Annotated in this window: 19 protein-coding genes; 5 read left to right on the plus strand and 14 right to left on the minus strand. The window is 66.0% G+C overall.

From position 1 onward, the window contains the following. Nucleotides 1-179 precede the first annotated feature (179 nt). From OR37_RS02120 to OR37_RS02130, 3 genes are read left to right on the plus strand one after another with little or no spacing between them, the layout of a single operon-like run. A complete protein-coding gene (locus OR37_RS02120; RefSeq protein ID WP_235046528.1) occupies nucleotides 180-1064 on the plus strand; it encodes a TauD/TfdA dioxygenase family protein in 885 nt (294 codons plus the stop codon). After that, complete coding sequence (locus OR37_RS02125; RefSeq protein ID WP_004615505.1) at nucleotides 1064-1888, plus strand: oxidoreductase; 825 nt, start codon at nucleotides 1064-1066, stop codon at nucleotides 1886-1888. Before OR37_RS02120 ends, OR37_RS02125 begins: the two co-directional genes overlap by 1 nt. Nucleotides 1889-1909: 21 nt before the next feature. Continuing rightward, complete coding sequence (locus OR37_RS02130) at nucleotides 1910-2401, plus strand: VOC family protein (RefSeq protein WP_004615506.1); 492 nt, start codon at nucleotides 1910-1912, stop codon at nucleotides 2399-2401. Nucleotides 2402-2449: 48 nt separating this feature from the next. Here OR37_RS02130 and OR37_RS02135 read toward each other — a convergent pair whose 3' ends face one another. From OR37_RS02135 to OR37_RS02175, 9 genes are all read right to left on the minus strand, one after another. Beyond that, nucleotides 2450-3262: a TauD/TfdA dioxygenase family protein gene (locus tag OR37_RS02135; protein ID WP_004615507.1), complete on the minus strand. Its 813-nt coding sequence runs from the start codon at nucleotides 3260-3262 to the stop codon at nucleotides 2450-2452. A gap of 14 nt (nucleotides 3263-3276) precedes the next feature. Beyond that, the gene (locus OR37_RS02140; protein WP_004615508.1) at nucleotides 3277-3771 is read right to left on the minus strand and encodes a flavin reductase family protein; all 495 of its coding nucleotides are present in this window, start codon (nucleotides 3769-3771) and stop codon (nucleotides 3277-3279) included. Then, a complete protein-coding gene (locus tag OR37_RS02145) occupies nucleotides 3768-5156 on the minus strand; it encodes a hypothetical protein (protein WP_004615510.1) in 1389 nt (462 codons plus the stop codon). Before OR37_RS02145 ends, OR37_RS02140 begins: the two co-directional genes overlap by 4 nt. Before the next feature lie 3 nt (nucleotides 5157-5159). Then, nucleotides 5160-5813, minus strand: a complete 654-nt coding sequence (locus tag OR37_RS02150; protein WP_004615512.1) for a cysteine hydrolase family protein — start codon at nucleotides 5811-5813, stop codon at nucleotides 5160-5162. After that, nucleotides 5810-6874, minus strand: a complete 1065-nt coding sequence (locus tag OR37_RS02155) for an LLM class flavin-dependent oxidoreductase (RefSeq protein WP_004615513.1) — start codon at nucleotides 6872-6874, stop codon at nucleotides 5810-5812. The genes OR37_RS02150 and OR37_RS02155 overlap by 4 nt, the downstream gene beginning before the upstream one ends. Before the next feature lie 24 nt (nucleotides 6875-6898). Continuing rightward, nucleotides 6899-8203 carry an MFS transporter gene (locus OR37_RS02160; protein ID WP_004615514.1) on the minus strand — a complete coding sequence of 435 codons (1305 nt, stop codon included), beginning with the start codon at nucleotides 8201-8203 and terminating at the stop codon, nucleotides 6899-6901. A 60-nt stretch (nucleotides 8204-8263) separates the two neighbouring features. After that, nucleotides 8264-10660 carry a TonB-dependent siderophore receptor gene (locus tag OR37_RS02165; RefSeq protein WP_004615515.1) on the minus strand — a complete coding sequence of 799 codons (2397 nt, stop codon included), beginning with the start codon at nucleotides 10658-10660 and terminating at the stop codon, nucleotides 8264-8266. A gap of 284 nt (nucleotides 10661-10944) precedes the next feature. After that, on the minus strand, nucleotides 10945-12267 hold the full coding sequence (locus OR37_RS02170; protein WP_004615516.1) for a DUF5690 family protein: 1323 nt from the start codon (nucleotides 12265-12267) through the stop codon (nucleotides 10945-10947). Nucleotides 12268-12336: 69 nt separating this feature from the next. Continuing rightward, nucleotides 12337-13122, minus strand: coding sequence for a UTRA domain-containing protein (locus tag OR37_RS02175; protein WP_235046529.1), 786 nt, complete (start codon nucleotides 13120-13122; stop codon nucleotides 12337-12339). A gap of 119 nt (nucleotides 13123-13241) precedes the next feature. Between OR37_RS02175 and OR37_RS02180 the strand changes: the two genes are divergently transcribed. Further along, nucleotides 13242-15356, plus strand: coding sequence for a phosphocholine-specific phospholipase C (locus OR37_RS02180; protein ID WP_004615518.1), 2115 nt, complete (start codon nucleotides 13242-13244; stop codon nucleotides 15354-15356). 19 nt (nucleotides 15357-15375) lie between these two features. After that, nucleotides 15376-15951 carry an HD domain-containing protein gene (locus tag OR37_RS02185; protein WP_004615519.1) on the plus strand — a complete coding sequence of 192 codons (576 nt, stop codon included), beginning with the start codon at nucleotides 15376-15378 and terminating at the stop codon, nucleotides 15949-15951. On the opposite strand, the gene OR37_RS02190 is transcribed toward OR37_RS02185, so the two are convergent. From OR37_RS02190 to OR37_RS02210, 5 genes are all read right to left on the minus strand, one after another. After that, on the minus strand, nucleotides 15952-16905 hold the full coding sequence (locus OR37_RS02190; RefSeq protein ID WP_004615520.1) for an aspartyl/asparaginyl beta-hydroxylase domain-containing protein: 954 nt from the start codon (nucleotides 16903-16905) through the stop codon (nucleotides 15952-15954). It lies immediately after the preceding gene. Nucleotides 16906-16908: 3 nt separating this feature from the next. Beyond that, nucleotides 16909-18813: a tetratricopeptide repeat-containing sulfotransferase family protein gene (locus tag OR37_RS02195; RefSeq protein WP_004615521.1), complete on the minus strand. Its 1905-nt coding sequence runs from the start codon at nucleotides 18811-18813 to the stop codon at nucleotides 16909-16911. Beyond that, complete coding sequence (locus tag OR37_RS02200; protein WP_004615522.1) at nucleotides 18810-19427, minus strand: aspartyl/asparaginyl beta-hydroxylase domain-containing protein; 618 nt, start codon at nucleotides 19425-19427, stop codon at nucleotides 18810-18812. Before OR37_RS02200 ends, OR37_RS02195 begins: the two co-directional genes overlap by 4 nt. Continuing rightward, nucleotides 19427-20059: a sulfotransferase family 2 domain-containing protein gene (locus OR37_RS02205; protein ID WP_004615523.1), complete on the minus strand. Its 633-nt coding sequence runs from the start codon at nucleotides 20057-20059 to the stop codon at nucleotides 19427-19429. Before OR37_RS02205 ends, OR37_RS02200 begins: the two co-directional genes overlap by 1 nt. Nucleotides 20060-20128: 69 nt before the next feature. Beyond that, nucleotides 20129-22960 carry a TonB-dependent receptor gene (locus OR37_RS02210; RefSeq protein WP_004615524.1) on the minus strand — a complete coding sequence of 944 codons (2832 nt, stop codon included), beginning with the start codon at nucleotides 22958-22960 and terminating at the stop codon, nucleotides 20129-20131. Between the last annotated feature and the right edge of the window lie 177 nt (nucleotides 22961-23137).

Consider the following 23137-nt stretch of genomic DNA (forward strand, 5'->3'; position numbering starts at 1 on the left):
GCCTCAACGCGCACGAAGAGTTGGTCGTCAAACGCCCCCGCGCGCCGATCGCCGCATCCGTGAGCGCTGGGCGCCGCAAGTCCGCCTTCGGCGCCCAAGGCCCAATCATCCGCCAGGGCGACGAGAAAGCTTTCGTGCGCGTTTGGGCAAGACCGATCCGGTTGGCGAGCCTAGGTTTCGTGAATGATCGCATCTTCGAGGACGCCATGACGCCGACCGCCGACATCGCCATCAAGGATCTGAAGGCCGGCTTCGGCGCCGAGATCACGGGGCTTGATTTGGCGACCGCCTCCGACGCGGCGCTAGACCAGGTGGTCGACACCTTTCATCGCCACGGCGCGATCGCCCTGCGCGACCAGAAGATGACGCCTGACGACCTGATGCGCTTCATCGGCCGTTTCGGGGAGGCCGAAGATCACACACAAACCCGTTTTACGCTCGAGGGATACCCGAAGATCTTCATCCTCTCGAACCGTGTGGTCGACGGCAAGCCGATCGGCGCGCACAACGATGGCGTCGGCTGGCACACCGACTACAGCTACAAACCCGAACCGGTGATGCTGACCATGCTCTACGCGGTCGAAGTGCCGGAGGAAGGCTCTGACACGCTGCTGGCCGATGGTTGCGCCGCCTGGAACGCTCTGCCCGCCGACCGGCAGGCCCTCTTGGAGGGGCTGAAGCTGCATCACAGCTACAAGCATTTCATGGCCACACGGACGTTCGGCGAACAGCAGACCCTGTCGCCGGAGATGGAGGCGGCCAATCCCGACGTCGAACACCCGCTGATCCGCACGCATCCGGCCGACGGCCGCAAGGCGCTATGGCCCTCGACCGGCACCGTCACCGAGGTGATCGGCATGCCCGGCCCGGCGGGTCTGGCGCTGCTGGACGAGTTGGTCGAGTTCATGACCCAGGACCAGTTCGTCTATCGCCACAAGTGGCGGGTCGGCGACCTCTTGATGTGGGACAACCGCTGCACCCTGCATACCGGCACGCTTTACGACGACACCAAGTACTTCCGGACCATGCATCGGCTGTGGGTCAAGGGCGACAAGCCGTACTGATGGCCAAGACCTGGTTCATCACCGGCGTTTCGGGCGGCCTTGGGCGAGAAATCGCCCTGGCGGCCCTCGACCGGGGCGACATCGTCGTGGGAACGGTTCGCAAGCCCGACGCGGCGGCCGCGTTCGAGGCCCGCGGCGGGCGCGCCCTGATCCTCGACATCACCGACCAAGCCGCCGTGAAGACCGCCGTGGCCAAGGCCGAAACGGTGACCGGACGGATCGACGTCCTGGTCAACAACGCCGGCTATGGCCTTGTCGGCGCGGTCGAGGAGACCTCGCTTGAGGAGGTCCGGGCCCAGTTCGAGACCAATGTCATCGGCCCTCTGGCGGTGCTGAAGGCGGCCTTGCCGGCCATGCGCGCGCGTCGCGCCGGCCGGATCATCAATATCACCTCGGTCTCGGGCCTGGCGGTCTGGGCCGGCACGGGCGTCTACTGCGCCAGCAAGTGGGCCTTGGAGGGCCTGACCCAAACGCTCGCCCAGGAAGTGGCCGAGCTCGGCGTCAAGGTCGTCAATGTCGCGCCGGGCGGCCTGCGCACCGACTTCGCCTCGAGTTCCAAGACCCTCGTGGCCCAAAAGCTCGCCGACTATGACGGCCTGGCGCGAGACGCTGAGCGGATCATGGCCGAGCACGCCGGCCAGGAGCCTGGCGATCCCGCCAAGGCCGCCCAGGCCATCCTGGCCATCGCCGATGTCGAGGATCCGCCGATGCACCTGCTGCTGGGCGAGGACGCTCTGAAGTACGCCCGCCACGCCGCCGAAACCCTGGCCGCCGACATCGAGGCCTGGAAGGCCCTGAGTCTCTCGATCAGCTTCAAGACTTGACCTGAAACGCGAGCTTTTCCCGTGACAAAGCCCAATACCCTGATCTTCGTGGACCTGGCTTCAGATGATCCTTCCGCCGCCGGCGCGTTCTACGCCCAGGTGTTCGGCTGGGAGAACGACGCTCGCCCCGAGGGCGTCTACCACCGCATGGTGCCCGGCGGCTTCTTCAAGAAGCCCGACGGGACCGACAGCGAGATCGGCAACCTGCACCTCGGCATCTTCAAGGCCGCCAACGCCCGCCCGCACCCCGAACCGGAAGGCGTCGAGCCTCGCGGGCTGAGCACCGAGGGGCGCAAGCCGCGCATCTGGGTTCTGATCAGCGACGACGACAGCGCCGACCGCATCCTCGGAACCGCGGAGGCGCTAGGCGCGACCCTGCTGTGGAAGAACCACTACTGGAAGGAATTCAACGGCTACAACCACGCCTTCCGCGACCCGTGGGGCAACGAAATCGTGCTGTGGGGCAAGGCCGGCCCGGATCCCCAGATCCCGACGGACTATACCCGCGAATAGCCGGCCGCCGCGCGCCAGGGTCGCCCCCGGCGCGCGGGGAGCCCATGACTAGAAGGGCTTGTCGCCCGCGATGGTCACCCGATAGCCGGTGCGCGTGTCGGGGAAATAGTCCCAGATCGCCTGATGCCAGGTGCAGCGATTATCCCAGAAGGCCACCGAATTTTCCTTCCAGCGGAAACGCACCTGGAAATCCGGATTGCTGGCGTGCTGGTAGAGATAGTTCAAGATCGCGTTGCTCTCGGCCTTGGACACGCCTTCGATGTGGGTCGTGTAGGACGGATTGACGAACAGGCTCTTGCGACCGCTGACCGGGTGGGTGCGGACGATCGGGTGGGACGAGCAATTGTACTTCCGGTCGATGTCCGGGAAGATCGCCTTGTAGACCGGGTTGGCGTCGTGGACGGCGTTCAGCCCCTCCAGATAGGCCTTCATCCGGTCCGACAGGGTGTCGTAGGCCCAGTACATGCTGGCGAAGCAGGTGTCGCCGCCGTCTTCCGGCAGGACCTTCATGTAAAGGATGCTGCCCAGCGGCGGCTCGGGATCGCAGGTCAGGTCCGAATGCCAGTTCTCGCCCGCCACGAACTTGGAATTGGCGTCGGCGTGGATGGCCACGATCTCCGGATGATCCGGCAGTCCGGGCACGCCAGAATGTATGGCCAAGTTCCCGAACTTGCGGCCTAAATCCTTGTGCGCCTCATGCGACATGTGCTGGTCGCGAAAGAAGATCACCTGGTGCTGGGTCAGGGCCTGATGGATTTCCTCGAACTGGCGGTTCGAGAGCGGCTTGCCCAGGTCGACGCCGAAGATCTCCGCGCCGATCCGGCGGGTCATGGGCTTCACGTCGAGCACGTCATAGGCCATGCGCGGCCACCTCCCTAAGCGTTCAAGAAGGCGCCGCGCACATAGACCAGCGGCGTCTTGGTTTCATCGGTCACGACGCGCAGGACGCGCCCGACCAGAATTTCGTGATCACCGCCGTCGTGGGCGGCGTGCAGGTCGCACTCGATCGCCGCCACGCAGCCAGCCAGCAACGGCGCGCCGCTGGCGCTCGCCTCGACGGCGGTCAGAGCGAAACGGTCGTCGGCGCCGCTCTTGGCGAAGCGGTAGGCCAAGTCGCCCTGCTCCTGGGCCAGGATGTTGACGCAGAACGCCTTGGTTTGGCTAAGCGCCGCCAGGGTGCGGCTGTCGCGCTTGAGGCAGACCATGACCAGCGGCGGGTCCATCGACACCGAGCTGAAGGCGCTGACCGTGGTTCCGACCAGGCGCCCCTCGTGACAGCCGGTCACCACCGTCACGCCGGCGGCGAAACTGCCCATCGCCTTGCGGAAGTCCGCCGGCTCGGGGCTTTGGACTCGAGACACGGCGCTCATTCGGCGTTTCCGAACGGATTGTCGGGATAGACCGCCGAGGCCGGACGGCGGCCGGCTTCACCCTCTTCGGCGCGACCGCAGATCGCCAGGGCCGTCAGGGCGTAGATCAGGGCGCTGTCGACCAGGTCGTTAGGCGTCGGCCGCCAGCGGCGAAAGCCGGTGGTGATGGCCGGAATCCGATGCATGTTGAAGACGTTGTGGTCTCGCCACATGCTGGAATAGACCGGATTGGCCAGAGCGACCGGATGGCCGAGCCCCAGCTGGGTGGCGGCATCGACGGCGCCGACCAGCGGGGCCACCTCGGCCGCGTCGGCCTCGAAGCCGTGGCGTACAACGACCGGCTCGATGTCGATCCGACCAAGGCCGGCCTCGCGCACCATGGCCTCCAGGGAATGCTGAACCTCGGCGACCCGCTGCTTGGGCGTCAGGCCCACCTCCAGATAGAGGTTGACCAGCTCGGTCCCGGCTCCAAAGGCGAACGGAATGCCGCCGCGCACCGAGGCGATCTGCGACTTGGGCTGGGCGACGCCGCCGGGGCTGTCGTAACGGCTCTTCTTCTCGTACTCGCCGCTCCAGGCGTGGATGGCCTCGGTCAGCTTACCGAGCTTGTAGATCGGATTGGGATGCTGAGCGGCGGTCGCCGGATGCTCCAGCAGCGGGGTGAAGACCCCCTCGCCCCACACCTGGAACCGGAACACGGCGTAGCCGCACCCCACCCAGGTCAGGCCGAAGTCGCAGCCCTCGGCGGCGATGGCGTAGTCGGGCGCGACGCCGCCGTGATGGAACAGGTAGTGGGCCCCGATGTCCTTGCCCATATAGGCCACGCCCCGGTGCTCCTCGATTGGCTCGGGGCCGATCTCGCCGGGACAGGCGGTCAGGTACATCTTGCCGGCCAGGTCATAGCCAGCCTTTTTCAGCGCCTTGGCGGCGATCAGGAAGCAGCTCATCGGGCCGCGATCATTGGCGATCGGGTAGCCATAGAGCTTGCCGTCCTCCAGCCAGCACTTTTCCCACTCCGGATTGGCCAGGGTCTCGGGCGCGTACTTGTAGGCGTCGAGATCAGGGTTCCAGGTGGGGGCCTCGGTGTCGAGGTGCGCCGTGAACAGCAAGTTCTTGCCGACGCCCTTGCCGCCATACGTCCCGATGATGTTGGGCCGCTCGGGCGTGGCCCCGACCTTGCGCGGCGAGAAGCCCTCCCGCGCCATCCAGTCGTGGACATAGGTCGCCACTTCCAGCTCCTTGCCAGAGGGCGCGGGAATGTTGCCCAGCGTCAGGGCCAGCTCGACGATCTCGGTCTCGTCGATGGCGGCGGCGATGGCCGCGCGGTCGGCGTCGGTGACCTTGTAAGGCGCGCTGGCGCCCAGGGTCGGAAAGCCATCGGCCATGGGTCAGACGCTCCAGGCGGCGGCGACCCGAGCGGTGTCGGTCAGGATCGCGCTGTTCAGGTCCATCACCTTCAGCGACGCCGCGTGGATGTCGGCCTCGTAAGCGGCGCAGGCGTCGGCGGCGACGAACACGTGGTAGTCGAGGTTGAAGGCGTCGCGCACGGTGCTGTCGACGCAGCACTCGGTGGTCAGGCCGGCCACCACCAGGGTGTCCACGCCCAGGGCCTTGAGCCGCGCGTCGAGGTCGGTGCCCAGGAAGCCGCTGTAGCGGGTCTTTTTCACCACGGCCTCGCCCGGCAAGGGCTTGGGGCCGTAAAAGTCCGAGCCGACCTCGCCCTCGCGGCAAAGAGCGCTCTCGTCTTCGGCATTGCCGCCTCGGCGACGCAGGCGTTCCTTCCAGCTCGGCGAGTCCGCTTCCGGCGTTGTGAAGAGGCCGACAAAGACCACCGGAACGCCGGCCCCCCGCGCGGTCTCGACCAGCCGCTCGGCGGCGGCCACGGCGGGCCGCACCGCTGTCATGTCCACATAGGCGCCCAGCGCGCCGTCCGGCGAGGCGAAGTCGACCTGGATGTCGATCACCAGCACGGCCGTTCGCGACGGGGCGATCCAGGTCGCCAAGCCGTCGGCAAGGTTCGCGCTGGTCGTCACGGCGTTCACGAGAACACCGCCCGCAGGCCCGGCAGGATCTCGGACCCGAACATGGTCAGCCCTTCCACATAGTCGGGGAAGATCATCATCAGGCCGTCCAGCTCGCAGTAGCGCAGAAATTCCTCGATCTGCGCCGCGCAGGTCTTCGGCGCGCCCACCACGGTCTGGGTCATGAACGCGCCTTGAGCCGCCGCCACGCTCGACAGCTTCTCGGCCGGCACGCCCCAGCTTTCGAGCATGGCCAGGATGGCGCCCATGTCGGCGCCGCTCTTGTAGTGCTCGACCTTGGCCTCGGCGTCCGCATCGGTGTCGCCATGAACAACCGTGCACATGGCGAAAGTCTTGATCGTCTTGCCCATCGTCTCGGCGGTCTTCTTGGCCCGCAGCGAGGCGTCGCGACGCTCGTCGGGCGTGCGGCCGCCGATGAAGCAGACGTCGGCCTCGCGCACCGAGAACTGGAAGCCCCGGTCGCTCATGCCGGCGCAGACCAGGTCCGGGCGGGGCTTGGACAGCGGCTTGGGCTTGGACTGGCAGTCTTTCATCGTGAAGTACTTGCCGGCGAAGTCGACGCTGTCCTCGGACCACAGGCGCTTGACGATCGTGGTCCATTCCTCGGTCAGGGCGTAGCGGTCGTCATGGGACAGGCTGTCGTCCCACGCGCCCATCTGATCGAACTCGCCCTTATAGGCGCCGGCCACGATGTTGAGCCCGGCGCGACCGCCGCTGATGTGATCCAGGGTGGCGATCATCTTGGCCGCCACGGCCGGGTTCTGCAGCAACGGATGGATGGTCGCCCAGATCTTCACGTTCTTGGTGGCCTCGGCGATGCCGGCCATCATGGTGACGGACTCGAGCGCCGTGCCCCAGTGATCGGTCTCGCCGCCGAAGCCGCGGAACTTGCCCATCGACATCACGAAATCCATGCCGACCTCGTCGGCCTTCACGGCCGCCGCGCGATTTTGCGCATAGAGGCCATCGAGCGTCGGCGTGGTCTTCGAGATGATCCAACCGCCATTGGCGACCGGCAGGAAGACCCCGAAATCCTTGTGCTGGGAAGGACGGTGGAACATGGCTTCTCTCTGTGTCCTTTTGAATCAGGCCGCGTCGCGCAACAGGATGGGCGACGGCGCGGGCGCCGGGGCGATGACGTCTTCCTCTATGCTCTTGCGCGGCGGACGCATGAACAGCGCGGCCACGAAGATAACGCCGATGACGGCCGCGAAGACCTGGAAGGTCGGCGCGAAGCCGCCCAGACGATCGCGCATGAAGCCGCCGATCACGGGTCCCAGGGCTGAAACGGCGCCCACCATGCAAACCATCGAGAACAGTTCGAGGTTATTCTTCCGACCATAGTAGTTAAGCAGCAAGATGCTGACGGCCAGCACGGTCATGCCGAAGCCCACTCCGACGCCGAGGGCGAAGACCATCATTAGCGGCCAGGTCGTCGCGCCGGCCAAGGCCACCAATCCGACGGCCATCATTCCTTGGGCGCCGGCCAGAAGCCAGCGCGGATCGATCCGATCCGCCAGCAGGCCGCCGCTCATCCGGGCCGCCACCTGCATCAGAGATTCCAGACTCAGCGCGGCCACGGCCACCGTCGAGGCGACGCCCAGTTCGCTGAAATGGCTGGGCGCCAGGCTGACGGCCGTGACCCCGCCCAGCAGATGGGCGAAATAGGCCGAGAGGATCACATAGAACTGCGGCGTCCGCAGCGCCTCCGCGACGGTCCAGTCGACCGTGGTGCGATAGACGCGGGCGTTGGCCGGTTGGGTCGCGGCCTCCTCGGCCACCGCCTTGTCGGTCTCGACGGCGGCCCTCTTCAGCCAAGCCTCGCCGCCGACCAAGGCGGCCGAGAGGACGCCGACCACCGCCGAGGCGACGGCTTGCCAAGCCCAATAGGGCCGCCAGCCCCCATGGGCCAGGTCGAGCCCGACCAGGGCCATCCACGGTCCGACGACCCCGCCCAGCGAGCCGGTGGTGAAATAGATCCCGAACGGCAGGGCCCGCTTCTTGAACAGCATCGACAGCAGGTGTGTGGCCGGGATCAGAGCCATCATCTGGTAGCCGACCCCCAGCAACGCCGTGCCCGCCAGATAAACCGGCAAGCCGTGGGCGAGGGTCAGACAGCCGAAACCGGCGACCATCACCGCCGATCCGATCAGGATGGTGGCGCGCACGCCGATCCGCCGGATCAGCATGGCCGGCAGCCACGACGAGCCCCCGCAAAACGCGCCCAGCAAGGTGAACCCGAGGAAGGCCGAGGCGAAATTCCACTTCAGCTCCTTGATCATGGCCGGCAGCACCACGCCCAGGGACGAGAAGGTCGAGGCCGTGATCAAGAACAGAAGAAGCGAAAGCGCCCCCAGGATGATCCAGGATCGCCATTGAGCGTTCGGCATCGCATCGAGCCTTCCATGTAAGCTCGCGGCGCGCCCCTCGCGGGACGCGCCGCGCGGGAACTAGAACTTCCGGGCCAGGGTCAGGCGCCACTCGCGCCCCTTGCTGGGCAGCGCGCCGAGATTGGCGTAGCTGTCGGCGTCGGGCGTGAAATAGAGCTTGTTGAACAGGTTATCGACGTTGAACGTGGCCGTGTACGGGCCATGCTCGTAGTAGAGGCTGCCGTTGACGACCGCATAGGCCGGATAGGTAACCGCGTTCTGGACGGTGCCAGAGGTCTTGGTCACATGGGTGACGCCCAGCGTGCCGCCGACCTTGCCCCAGTCGTAGTCGCTGCTGGTGTAGGCCCCATAGAGACTGACGACAGATTTCGGGATCAAGGTGTAGTCGTAGTCGCCCGCGCGGCCCGGCAGGCTGTTGAAATTCCAGACCACATAGGTTCCCCCGTAGGCCTGCGGCCCCGCGACGCCGGCGGTATAGGCCGGGATGTACTGGAACGAGGTGTCCGGCCCCTTGACCGTGGTGTGCTGGGTATTGCCCGAGAAGGTGAAGCTGACATGCTCGCTGGCCAGCCAGCGCACTTCCAGCTCCACGCCCTTGGCCCGCGTGCCCTGCACCGAGATCGGCGGACCGTTGACCAACTGGGTGCGGTTCTGGCGGTAGCCGGCCAGCGACCCGACCAACGTGCCCTTCAGAAGCTGGAACTTCACCCCGGCCTCGGCCAGGTTGCTATTCGACAGCCAAGCGTCGGTGGCCACCAGGCCCGGCGCGATATCGCCCGCCTGGCTCATTTCCAGCGCCGAGGCCTTGGCGTAACTGATGTAGGGCATGATCCCGGCCGGCGTCTTGTAGGTCAGGCTCGCCGTGTAGGTCCCCTTTCCCTTGCTGGCCTTCTGCTGTCCGGCGATCGTATAGGTCAGGAAGCCGGTGTCGTTGGACTTGACGTCATAGTCGTCGTAGCGGCCGCCCAGCATCAGGTTCAGGCGCTGGCCCAGCATGATGTCGGTGGTGAAGAAAACGCCTTCCTGCCGCCACTTGGAGCGGTTGTCGTTCTCCCACTTCACGCCGTCGCCGGGGTTGAACGGGCTGCCGATGATGTCGGTGGGGGTGGCCCCATAGGCGATGTCGCGGCGGTCCAGCGCGATCAGGCCGCTGTTGTAGCTTTCGCGGCGACGCCCGCTGAAGTCGCGATAGGACACGCCGACGAACGACTTCGACGTGACCGCGCCGACGTCATAGGCGAAGTTGTAGGTCAGGCGCGCTTCCCAGACCGAGCTGTCGAACCAGGCTGGATAGCCGTAGGACACGAAGCGCTTGTTCTCCTGGTCGTCATAGAAGAGCTGCAGCTTCAAGGTGCTGCCCGGCGTCAGTTCCTTGGCCAGGTCGTAGTAGAGCGTATTGGTGCGGGTCTTCGAGAAGTCCGCGCCGCTGATATAGACCGTGCGCGGGCTGAGCTTGGTCGTGCCGACGCCGGTGTCCAGCGTGTGAAGCGCGTCCGTGGTCGGATAGCCGTAATAGGCCAGATACATCGCGCTGGCGTAGGGATAATAGCCGATCTCGTTCGGCGTCAGACGCCCGTTGCCGTCGGCGTCCTTCAGCGAGGTGTCGCGGCCGGTGATATAGGTCTGGTGGTTGATCAGGTCCTGGGTCAGACGGTTCCAGCCGGGCGTCTGAACGTCGCCGTTCGAATGGTAGATCATCCCGCCGAAGGCGGTGCTCCAACCCTTGCCCAGATCGAAGTCGGCCGAGACCTCTCCGGTCTGACGACGCGGATAGATGCCCTTGTAGTAGCTGTGGCTGTCCTCGACCTCGCCATAGGCGTGGATGCCCCCGACCACCGAGCCAAAGTTGGCCGGCAGGCCGATTTGGGCCGTCGCGTTCTTCTTGTTGTACGCGCCGTAGGTCAGGGTGACCTCGCCGGTCGGTTCGGTCAGGTAGCCGCCCTCGTTCTTGCCCGATTTCGGGATGAAGTTGAGCATCCCGCCCACCTTGCCCGAGCCATAGATCGGCGTGGGCGGACCGCGCACGACCTGGATCTGATCGGCCGCGCCGATCGGGGTCGAATAGGTGCCGCGGTTCTCGATGCGCTTGAAGCCGCGGAAGTAGTTCTCGGCCAGGGTGCCGCGAATGTTCAGCGCGCCGGGCACGCCGTAGAAGCTGGCGGTGTAGGTCCCGGGCGACACGGCGGTCAGGCCGTCGATGGTCTCGATGCCATAGCGTTGCAGCGTCACGTCGCTGACGAAACTGGCCGAGCGCGGCGTCTCCAGCAGCGGCTTGTCGATACCAAAAACGGTGTTGCTGGGCTGCTTCTCCAGCAGGCCAGCCTTGTCGCGCGCCTTGACCACCACCTCATCGACGGTGTCGGTCGGCGTGGGAGTTTCGTCCGCCAGCGCCGCGTGCGTGTGCGCCAGAAGGACAAGAGCGGAACAGCCCGCCAGCAGTAGCCGGTAATTCGACATGCGGTCCTCGTTCGAGGCCGTCGCGCCCACCGCCTGCGGCGGTTATCCCCAGGTCGACGCCTCGAAGTCATCATCCGCCGATGACGGCCGGCGACGAGGCGCGGCCTCTGACATTTCACTGAAAATGTCGCGCCAGCCCGGATGTTGGGCCGCCGATGGCCGTAAATGCGGCCGCGTGGTCACAAAACTTGCCCCTGCGCGTACCAGACAGGGTCTAAAGGCGACCTCGCGACATCATGGCGAGATCGCCGGTAGCTCCCACTACGAAAGCGAGCTTGACGCCCTTACAACCCGGAGGCGCTAGCGACGGGTTCGGACGAGCGCGAAGTCGTCGGCGTCGGACTACGCTTGAGGAAATAGGCGCCGGCCAGAACGGTGCAGGCGGCGCCCAGAATGCTGGTCGCATAGGCGCTGAGGACGAAGAAATTCAGCCAGTCCATCGCCACCATGGCGAAGTTGCGCCAGACCAGCAGGGCCACGCTGCCCAGATAGCCGGACGCGTCGGCGACATAGATCAGGAACCCCGCCGTGCCGACCCGGCCGCTGAACGCGATCATCCGGTCGAAAAGCATGGCGTTGAACGGCGTATAGGCCATGTAGAGCCCCGCGCCGGTCAGGATCATCCACGGCAGCGGCGCCAGGAGGTGGGCCTGGAACGCCAGGGTGGACAGCCCCAGTGTCAGAAAGCCCGCCAGGATCACCCCGTGCATCACCAGCAGCGCACGAAGATTGTCGCGCACCACCATGACCGCGGCCATCACGCCTAGCGACAGAACCGCCACGGGCAGCTCGCTGGCGGTGAAGACCGCCGACTCCTTGCCAAAGCCCAAGCCGGTCCACAGCTCGGCGGCGAAGTTGTCCCGGAAATCGCGCAGCGCCGTCAGTAGAACATAGGACAGCACCAACAGCGCGATCCCGGGGCCATAGGCGGCCACGAAGGCCTTTCGCTGCCCGCTGTCCATGGGTTCGCGTCGAACACGCGCCGCCTCGTCGGCGGCGTTCGGCGGCGGAAGCTGCATCAAGGCCCAGACCGAGACCGCCAGCAGCGGCATGAAGATCGCGCCGGTGGCGGCGGGCATCCAGAACGGAGAGATGTGGACGTCGACCATCAGCCACTTGCCCACCGACTTCACCACGCCGGATGACAGAATGAAGCTCGCGCAAAGGATCGCGCCCAGCACCTCGGACGTGCGCCGTCCCTCCATGAAGCCGAACACCAGCCCCCAGATCATCCCCAGCGGCAGGCCGTTCAGGAACAAGGCCGCGACGTTCCAAGGCGCGGGGATCATCGCGAACCCGATCAGGGCCAACCACGACAGGCCGATCAAGACGAGGATCGCCGCGCCGCGATGCGCCGGCTTGACCTCCGAGATCACGCGGACGCCGATCAGCTTGGAGGCGGCGTAGCCGGCGACCTGGGCCAGAACGAGGGCGATCTTGTAGTCGATGGCGAAATGCCAGCCCTCGACCACGCCGAAGGTCGCGGCGGCGAAGGGCTTTCGGAAGGCGTACATCGAGAAATAGGCGCAGAAGCCGGCCAGCCCCGCGAACAGGGTGAAGGCCAGCGGCGTGGCGCGTTCGAGCCAGCGCCGAGTACCAGATGTCATGACAACGCCCCTATGGAGCGGCCTGGTCTATACCAAGTACATGTCGCCTCGATGACGCCGCCGGGCGTCCTAGCGGACGCGGATGTCGACGCTGACCGTCAAGGCGTCGTGACGCCAGTATTCGCGATCGAATTCCACCACGTGGCCTTGGGCGTCGTAGCAGGTTCGCACCAGGCTAAGGCCCGGCAGACCCGACTTCACGCGCAGAGCCTCGGCCTCGTCGCGGGTCAGGGCGCACGGCCGCATGTCGACCTTGTTGCGCGCCACGCCGACGCCATAGACGGTCTTCAGCACGCTCGTCAGGGAGCCGTTGAGATCGTGCTCGATCAGGCCCGGCGCGCGAGCGGCGTCGACGATGATGCTCTCGATCAGAACCGCCCGACCATCGATCAGACGGCGGCGGCGAATCCAGTACATCGGCGCGCCGACGGGGCGGGAGAAGATCTGGGCCAACATGCCGTCGCAGACGATCTCGACCTTGCTCAGCGTCTCGGTTTCCGGCCGTCGCCCCTGCGCCTCGACATAGGACATGAAGCCTTCCCAGCGGGTCGGATCATAGACGACGGGCGGCGGCGACACGTACCAGCCGCTGCGGTCCTTCCGGTAGATGACCCCTTCCGCCTCAAGCTGGAACAGGGCCTCGCGCACCGTGCCACGCGCCACCCCGCCGCCGGCCTGCAGCTGACGCTCGGAAGGCAGGCGCTCGCCCGGCTTGAACTCACCGGCGGCGATACGCGCCGCGATGTCGTCACGCACGCCCAGATACTGGTGACTGTCGAGCTGCTGCATCGGACGACCTGACCAGCGGTCGATTCCCGCCAGCACGAAGATGGAAGGCGGCTCCCCCTGGGTCAAGGAAGTGGATCAGACCACCGTGAGGGGAGTCCAACCCGGATCAAGACTTCACGAAAGTTTCGCGGACGCCGCGTCGCCTACTGGTCTATACCAAATGTGGAATTTTGGAGGTCCAGGTCATGACTCCCGACCGTCGCTCGCTCTTACGCGCCGCCGTCACGGGCGCGGCCGCCGGACTTCTGCCCGCGACGATCGCCAAGGCCATGGCCATTCCCGCGCGTCACCGCACCGGCACGATCATGGACGTCGAGCACGTCGTGATCTTCATGCAGGAGAACCGCGCGTTCGATCACTATTTCGGGACGCTGAACGGCGTGAGAGGCCTGGGCGACCCGCGCCCTCAGCGCCTGCCGGGCGGCGCCTCGGTCTGGCGCCAGCCCAGCCAGGAGCATCCCGACGGCTATGTCCTGCCCTTTCATGGCGACGCCTCGGCGACCAACGCCTACACGGTCGACGGCTCGGACCAAGGTCACCAGGCGGCGACCACCATCGTCAACGGCGGCCGCTACGACCAGTGGGGCCATTCGGGCGAGCTTCACAAGCGCATGGTCTACTACAAGGCCTCGGACTTGGCGTTCTACCACGCCTTAGCCAGCGCCTTCACGATCTGCGACGCGTACCACTGCTCCACCCTGACCCAGACCTATCCCAACCGCCTGCATCTCTGGACGGGTTGCAACGGCGGCGGCAAGGTCGGCGGCGATCCGGAAATGAGCAACTACGGCGAGGACGAAACGCCCAGCGCCGACATGGCCGAAGACAAGGTCATGGCCAAGGGGCCCTACACCTGGACCACCTATGCCGAGCGCCTGCAGGCGGCCGGCGTCAGCTGGAAGGTCTACCAAGAGTACGATAATTTCGGCGACAACATCCTGTCGGTGTTCAAGCCGTTCCGCCCGTGCGCCAAGGATTCCGAGCTCTATGCGCGCGGCCGCTCGTGGGTCAGCGAAGGCAAGACCGGCCCCGACCGCACGCGCTCGGACGGCCAGCAGTTGGTCGAGGCCTTCCGCGCCGATATCGCCGCCGACCGTTTGCCTCAGGTGTCATGGATCGTCACCGCCGCCGACCTGTCCGAACACCCGCAGGCGGAACCCTCCAAGGGGGAACATGTTTGCGCCGAGCTGATCAAGGCCCTCGTCGATCACCCCGAGGTGTTCGCCAAGACGGTCTTCATCGTCAACTATGACGAGGCCGGCGGCTTCTACGATCACATGCAGCCGCCGATGCCGCCGCTGACGCCCGAACAAGGATGGAGCTCGGTCTCGGTCGCCGGCGAGGCCAAGGACTATGGCCAGGCCAAGGTCGACAACCCCGGCGCCCATCCGCTGGGCCTGGGCATCCGGGTGCCGGCGATCATCGTCTCGCCCTGGAGCCGCGGCGGCTTCGTGTGCTCGGAGGTGTTCGATCACACCTCGACCTTGCGCTTCCTGGAAAAGCGCTTCGGCGTGCGCGAGGAGAATATCAGCGACTGGCGCCGGACGGTTTGCGGCGACCTGACCTCGGCCTTCGACTTCGCCAATCCAAACCAGGACTGGTCGACCCTGTCGCTGCCGGCGACGGCCGACTACATGCAGCGCGTGGCGCGCTCCAAGGCCGCGCCGAGCCTGCGTATTCCGGCCAAACAGACCCTCTCGGTTCAAGAAGGTCCCCAGCGGGCCGCGCGCGCCCTGCCCTACGTAATCTCCGCCGACGCGCGGGTGCGCGACGGCGCGGTGTGGATCGATCTCGTCAACGCTGGCCGGGCCGGCGCGGTGTTCCAGGTCTTCGACAACACCGACCGCGACGGTCCGTGGCGCTTCACCCTGGCGGCGGGCCAGAAATACGCCGCTGGCCACTGGAACAAGCCCGGACGCCCGCCAGGTCCCTACGATCTCACCGTTCACGGCCCGCATGGCTTCTATCGTCGCTTCGCGGGAGACACGTCCAAGGCTCAGCCTCTAGTGACCGCGTCCGCCGACGTCCGCGCCCGGCTCGTCATCATCCTGTCCGGCATGGGGTCCGCGACGCTTCAGATGGCCGAGGACTATCCGCTGGCCGAAGGCGAGGCCCGCCAGACCATCGCGCTGCGGCCCAGCGGCGTCCGTTCGGTCCTCGACCTGCGGGGCAGCGACCACTGGTACGATCTGACCCTGACCCTGGCCGATGATCCTTCGTTTGTTCAACGTCTGGCCGGACACCTCGAGACCGGCCGCGCCAGCCGCACCGATCCCGGCATAGGCCGGATGCGCCTCTAAGCTCTCCCACGGATCTTCAATGACCGCTCGCCCGACGGCCGACGCCTTCGTCGCCGAACTGACCACCCTGTTCAACCGCCTGGGCGATTTGCGCTATGGCGAGGACGTCAGCCAGCTGGACCACGCCGTACAGACCGCCCACCACGCCAAGCTGGATGGCGCGCCGCCCGCCTTGATCGCCGCAGCCCTGCTGCACGATGTCGGGCACATGATGCAAAAGGCCGGCGAGGACGCCGCGGATCACGGCGTAGACACGCGCCACGAACAGATCAGCGCCGGCTATCTGGCCCGCGCCTTTGGCCCCGAGGTCACCGAGCCCATCCGCCTGCACGTCGCGGCCAAGCGCTACCGGGTCGCGGTGGATCCGGCCTATCTGGAACACCTCAGCAAGGCCTCCCTGCAAAGCCTGGCTCTGCAGGGAGGACCGATGAATTCGGCGGAGATCGCCGCGTTTCTGGCCGAGCCGGCCGCCCAGGACGCCCTACGGCTGCGCGGCTATGACGAGGCCGGCAAGGCGCCGGAGGCCGAGGTCTCCAGCTTCGAATCTTATCAGGACCTCCTGCGCGATCTGATCGCGCGCGCGGCCGAGGCCTGATCAGGGCGAAAGCGCCTCGTCCGCGACCAGGTGCTGCAAGACGCGCTTTTCCAGCACCAGAAGCGCGCTGGCGCTGTTGGCGCGCATGACGAGGCCTTCGCCCAGCGGCCCGGCGGCTTCGCGCACGGCGTGGATCAGGCGCTGAAACTCGGGTCGCCCCCGACCGCCGGTTCCATGCAGGGCGCAGAGTTGGCGCCAATCCTGGATGAAGCTTTCCAGCAGCAGGTTCAGCCGCGCGGCGCGCATCCGGGTTTCAGGCGTGTCAACGGCCAGCGAAAGCTCCTCGCGCAGATCCTCGACCAGCCATTGCGCCTCGGCGGCCGGCATGATCGGCATGCGCTGGTCGTTCTCGGTCAGCAGCTCGGGATCAGCGCTCGGATCCCAAGCCAGAGTGGGCCACCGATCGCGGGGCGGCGATTGACCATAGGCGAAGCGCCAGAACGAAGCCGTGCCGGTGGTGTCGGCGACCAGATGGATACGATCCTGGTCCGCCCCGTTCTCGACGTGATGGCGACGCCAGTTGTCGAAGATCCAGGCCTCGCCGGCCGCCATGTGCACGGACTGCCCGTCACAGTGAAAACGCACGGCGGGCTGCGTGAAGACCGGAATGTGCAGTCGCACGCGGGTATGCCAGTGGTAGTTGATGTCCGCGTGCTCGGGAACGCCGACACCCGGCGCCAGCCTCATCAGCCGCGAGCGGCTCCAGACCACGCCGAACCCCGCTAGGACCTGACGCAGATAGGGCATCGCCATCAGCCAGGGCGTCGGCAGCATCTGGCCGTGGACCGCGTCGGTCTCCGCCCCGTCCACGCTGATCAGGCGCGCGGCGCTATTGCCGCGCAGCCGATCCGGATGCGCCACCCAGGCCTCGGCCGGCAAGGCCGCGACCTCGGCCTGAAGTCGTTCCACGTCGAACAGCACCGGAAGCTGGTAGAAGGGTCGCGGCAGCCGCATCGCTCAGGTCCTGTACTCGGTCAGCGCATCGCCCAGCGCCTCGCGCAGCGGCGCCAGCCAGGGCGCGTAGCGACGCCATTGATCCAGCCCCTCGCGGCCGATCGGCTGGCGCACCTGCTCCGAACTGGGAGTGCGCACGCTGCGTTGGGTCGCGTAAAAGGTCAGGCAGGCCGGCTGGAAGGGCAGACGGCAATGGTCCAGCATCCGCCGCACGCCGCCCTCGAGATCCTCGACGAGGTCTTCATAGGACACCCGCAGCACCCGGCCGGGCAGCACCTGATCCCAGTGCCGCATCATGTCGAGATAGACCCGATAATAGCGGGCGATGTCCTCGACGCCGTAAGTGAATTCCTGATTGGTCGTGCCGAACAGCTGCTTCAGGTTGCTGAAGCAGCAGGCCATCGGCTCGCGGCGGACATCGATGATAGTCGCTCGCGGCAGGATCAGGTGGATCAGGCCGATGTGCCAGAAATTGTTGGGCATCTTGTCGATGAAGAACGGCCGCCCCAGCCGCCGGTAGGCGCGCGTTTCGGCCAGGAAGCGCTCGCCCAGCCCCCTCGCCTCCTCGGCGGTCAGACGCAGCAGGGCTTCGGGGTCCAAGGGCAGGCCGCAGTCGGGATCGCGCCCCCCGAGCTCGGCGGCGTAACGGCCGATCTCCGTCAGCTCCTGCGTCCCCTCGACCGCCGAATGCGAGGCCAGAATCTGCTCGATCAGGGTCGACCCCGAGCGCGGCAGACCCACGACGAAAATCGGCGCGGGATCGTCCGCGCCCCAACCCGCGCGGGCCGCGAAGACCTCGGCTGACAAGCTCTGCTTCGAACTCCGTGCGCAGGCCTCGGCGACCTCCGACCTATACCGGCTGTCCAAGCGCCTCAATGCGTTGCCGCGCCCATAGCTTCGCCACGACGCCGCGTAGTCGCCTCGATCTTCCAGAGCCTTGCCCAGCGCGAAGTTCAGATAGACGCGATCCATCCGTTGCAGGTCGGGGCGGGCCTCGGCCGCTCGCAAACGCCCCAATTCGTCATCGCTGAAGCGATAGGTCTTCAGGTTGGCGAGGCTAAACCAAGCCACGCCGTTATCTGGCCGCGCATGGAGCGAAGCGCGGTAATCGGCGACCGCCTCGGCTTGGCGGCCCGTGACCTTCAAGGCATTGCCCCGCCAGAGCCGCAGATCGGCGACCTCGGGCCCGGACGGCGGCTGGCCGTCCAGCAATCGGCCGTAGAGGTCGATCACCGGTTCGTGGTCGCCCAGGGCGACGCAGGCGGCGGCGTATTGCTTGATATAGTCGCGGTTGTCCGGGTCGTGCTCCAGCAGCCGCTCCGCCTCCTCCCGGGCGCGCCCGGGCTTTTGCCCTTGGAGCAGCGTCATCGCGTAGTCCAGTCGGGCGGCGTGGTAGTCCGGCGCTTGGGCCAGCGCCGTTTCGAGCAAGGCCTCGGCCTCGTCGAACGCGCCGCTCTCCGCGCGGATCCTGGCTAGCAGACGGCGCGCGCCGACATTGCTGTCGTTATCGCGCAGATACTCGCGGAGGATCGCCTCGGCCGCCTCGAGATCGCCGTCGGCGAACAGGCTGTTGGCGACCACCACCTGGACCGGCAACTGCTTCAGCGCCTTCAGATGACGCGCCGCCGCCTCGGCGCGAGGCGCGTCGCCCAGCATCCGATAGAGCTGTTCCAACATGTCCCAGCTGGTCGGCAGGGTGGGATTGAGGCCGACCGCCGTGCTCAGCGCCTCGATCGCGCGGGGCGCGTCGCCAAGCAGAATGTAGCAATGCCCGCGCTCCTGATGGAGACGGCTGAACCGAGGCAGCAACGCTTCCAACCGCGCCAGGACGGCGAGGGCCTCGGGCGCGCGCTGGCGCGTCCGCAGCGCCCGCGCCTCCTCCAGCAAGGCGTCGCGTTGCCGGCTCACCGCGCGACGCTCGCCTGGAGAAGCGGCGCGAGCCACGCCGGCGCCGGCTGGTCGGGATCGTAATATTCGAAGATCAGATGGATGCGATCGCTGTCGCCGTCGTTGCGCACCCAATGCGGCGCGAGGTTGTTGACCTCGACCGCCTGACCAACCGGAAGGTGGCGCTCGGCCCCGCCGAAGAACGACACCACGCCGGGATTGGTCGTGATCGGCACGTGGATCTTGTGGGGCCACTTCGCGGCGGGATTGGCGTCGATGTGCGGATGTATGAACCCGCCCGGAGCCATGCGGGCCAGCATCACCCGAGGAAACACGCCCCGCGCGTAGCCATAATCACGAACCGCGTCCGCCAGCACGGGCTCCAGCAAGTTCCGCCACGGCGCCCAGGCCGGACGATCATGGGAACCCCGCCAGTCGAGCGGACCATCCACGAAACGAAAGACGATGTGCCGCGTGCCGTCCAGCACCTCGAACTTGTTGGGTTTGCTGGCGTTTTCGGCGACCCAGACCGCCTCTGGGATCGCCATGACATTGGCCCGAAGGGCGCCGATGTCGACCGCCCCCAGGTCTCTCACCGTCTCCGTCTTGCGAGGATTGGCGGACGGCCCGCTCATCACGCCCCCTCGAACGTGTAGCCGAAGAGATCGAGGTCCTGCTCGTAGCGCGCGGCGACCGCCTCGATCAGAAGCGGGTCATAGTACTGGCGGTAGTCGCCATGCTGGCTGCCGTTCACGCGGTCGAGCCGGCGGGATGGAATACCGATCCGCGCGCAGATCGCGTCGTAGGAGCCCTGCATGTCCTCCACCCGACCGATCCCATCGGTCAGGAGGCCGCCTTCCTCGTCCACCAGCAGCGACGACTGCGGCTGGAACAGGATGTGTTGTTCCGGCGGTTCCTCGAAAAGGAAATAGCGCATGACATCGCGCGGCCGTCGCTGGAAGTCGTCGCCCCCGCGCAACATGAACGCGCAGTACGAGACGAAGCGGTCGAACGGATTCCGCACGAAGGCGAACTTGAAATAGTCGGCGAAGGCCTGTTCGCCGAGATACGGACGCACCTGCCGCAGGGACAGGTGGCCATGCCTGATCGCGGCCAGGTCCGCCCAGGGAAAGCGCTTGTCGACGAACAGCCCTACCTGCTCGACGTCGTCCTCGCTCAGATGCTCGCGCAGGGCCTGACGCACCGAATGGGTGCCGGTCTTGGGCACCGCGGCGAAGATGAAGCGGTGGCTATGTGAAACGATCATGGCCTGATCAAAAGAGCGGAGCGTCCGTCTCCTCCAGGAGACGGACGCTCAACCTAGCGCCTATGCGTGTCAGAACTTGTAGCTGAGACCCATCATGTAAGTCGTGCCGCTCTGGTTCTGGTTATAGAGGTAGCGGTTCTGACCCCAGAACTGGGTATCCTTCTGGTTGGTCAGGTTGATGGCGTTCAGCGAGAACTGAAGCGTCTCGGTGAAGTTATAGAAGGCCGAGGCGTCCACATAGGTCGAGCCCTCGAAGCCGCGCGTGTCGGCGCTCATGGGGTTGGCGCTACGACCCGTGTACCAACGCGCGCGGTGGCTCAGCGAACCGCGCAGGCCCCAACGATCGGTCTCGTAGTAGAGCGTCGCGTTGTAGCTCGTCTTCGAGATGCCGGTGATCTCGTCGGGCACATCGACATAGGTGTAGTTCGCCGTCATGCCGAGGTTGTTGAACGGCGCGGGCAGGAACGTGAACTGGCTCTGCGCGACCAGCTCGACCCCGGTGATCTTCTTGGTGCCGGCCACGTTGGTCGGCATGGAGAATTCCTTGACGATCGTGTTCGCGGTCGCCCCGGGGATCGTGGTGTACGGCACGCCGGTTTGGCTGAACGGGATATTCGTCAGCGTCGTCGAGCCGATGAAGTTGGTGACGCGCTTCTGGAACACGCCCGCCGACAGCAGCCCCACCTTGCCGAAGTAGTACTCGACCGACAGGTCCAGGGTCTTGTCCTTGAACGGCTTCAGGTTCGGATTGCCGCGCGAGGCGGTGATGTCGCAGTTCTGGTGGGCCGCGTCGGCGTTCAGGTTGCAGGTCTCATTACCTTGGAAGGCGCTGCCGCGAGCGGCCATCGATCCCAGGCTCGGACGGTTCAGGTTCTCGGTGGCGGCGAAGCGCACCAGCAGTTCCGGCGTCAGTTCCAGCACGGTGTTCAGCGCTGGCAGGACGCCCGAATAGCTGCCCTTGACGTCGGTCGTACCGAGGTAGGCGTAGCTGTCGCCCTGGATCCAGCCCGAGCTGCGCGTGTCGGTCTGGTAGCCGCGCAGGCCGATATTGCCGCGGAAGCGCTTGCCCAGCAGCTGGGTGTCCCAATCGGCCTGGATGTACTCCGAAACGGTCGCCTCTTGGGTATTGTAGACGTTCTCGATGTCCTGGATGACGCCGCCCGTGCCGTCCGTGTTCTTCTCGAGGCGGTGGTACTCCTTGTACTTGGCGAAGGCCTTGGCGTAGTCGCCGATCAGCCACGAGCCGGCGCTGTTGCTAAACACCGTCGTGATGTCGGCGACCGACGTGCCGCGCGTCTTGCCGGTCGTGCCGTTGGCGCCGCCGTCATAGAACAGGTCGATGCCGTCCTGCTTGAACTTGTGATAGGCGGCGCCCGCCCGCAGGGTCCAGACCGGGTTCAGCGTGTAATGGGCGTTGACCACGCCTTCCATCAGCTCCGACTGGTTGCGGAAGGAGCGATAGTAGAAGTTGTCCATCGCGTAGTTGGCCGGGTTGGTCGGATCCCAGTTCGGATACTGGAAAGTCGCCGAGCGCCCATCGACGCCGTAGTCGGCGATCAGATTGCCCTTGGCCCGCATGTAGAGCTTGTCGTCATACGGCGTCCTGTAGGTCGACTTCTCGTAGCCCACGTGGCCGTCGATCACCAGGCGATCCGTGGCGTCCCACTTCCCGGTCAGGGCCACCTGGTTGAAGCGGTTCTTGTTCAGCTCACGACGATGCTCGCTGCCGAAGGTCACGTTGCTGGCGTTGGTCATCGTGACATAGCCGTTCGGGTCGACGCGGAAGTCGTTCAGCACCGTGCCGTTTTGGAATTGAGCGGGCCAGGGCGAGCCCTTGGCGCCGTCCAGCGTGGTCGAGCCTAGGCCGTTCAGAGGGCGGGTGGCCAAGTGCAGTTCGTCGCGGTGCGTGGTGAATTCACCGTGCAGCACGTCGAGCGTCAGCAACAGATTGTCGACGGGCTTCCACTGCACGGCGCCCGTGAGACCCAGGCGCTCCTGCTTCGCGTTCCAGGACGACAGACGGTTGCCGTCGGCGAAATAGAGGTCGCCCGCCATGAACCGGGCCTGCTGCGCGGCGGTCAGGTGGGAGATGTCGACGCCCTTGTTGAGAAGACCCTGAACGTCGCTCTTGGACAGGTGGCTGTAGTTGTACGTGTTGTGCCCCTGCTCGGTGGTCTCGCGCTTGCCGTAGGCGACCGAGAACGCGACGCCGAACTTGTTGTCCCAGTTCTGGCTGAACAGAGCGGCGATCCGCGGCTGGGCGTCCTTGGTGTATTGGTTGGTGCCCAACTTCAGCGAGACGGCGCCCTTGGAGCCGGTCTTGTAATCAAACGGCTTGCCGGTGAAGAGACCCACCGTGCCGGCCATGCCGCCTTCGTTCTGCGCGGCCTCGAAGGTCTTTTCGACCTCGACCTTCGAGAACAGTTCGGAGGCGAAGATGTTGAAGTCGAAGGCCCGGTCGCGCGAGCGCTGGCCGCGGCTGTCCTGAGCCGAGTCGACATTGCCCAGCACTTCCATGCCGTTCAGCTGCACGCGCGCGAAATCCGGACCCAGGCCGCGCAGCGAGATCCGCCGCCCCTCGCCCGCTTCTCGGGTGATCTGCACGCCAGGCAGGCGCTGCAGCGACTCGGCCAGGTTCAATTCCGGAAACTTCGCCATGTCCTCGGCGACGATCGCGTCCTTCAGGATGATGGAGTCGCGCTTGATGGCCCGAGCGTCGCTGAGCGACTTGCGAAAGCCGGTGACGACGACTTCATCGACCTGATCGCCCGCCGCCGAGCTCGCGGCCTGACGCGCGAAAGCGGTCGACCCGCTGGCGCCCACCACCAGCGCCGAGACGGTCGCCAGCAAAAGATTCTTGCGGTTCGAGCGCGCGGCTCGAGCGGAATAGCGCTTCGACATGATGGTTCCCCTGCCCCAACTGGTATGGACCAGAGCGCTTAAAGCAGCCGGCGGCGACACCCATGTGACATTTCAATGTGCGCGGCTGGTAATTTTTGAATGGGATCCCAGCGGAGAGGCCGTCCCGTTTGGACTAGACCAAATTACCGGTGCGATGTTGTCTTGAAAGCACACAGC

The sequence above is a fragment of the Caulobacter vibrioides OR37 genome (assembly GCF_000372645.1).
Classification (GTDB): Bacteria; Pseudomonadota; Alphaproteobacteria; order Caulobacterales; family Caulobacteraceae; genus Caulobacter; species Caulobacter vibrioides_E.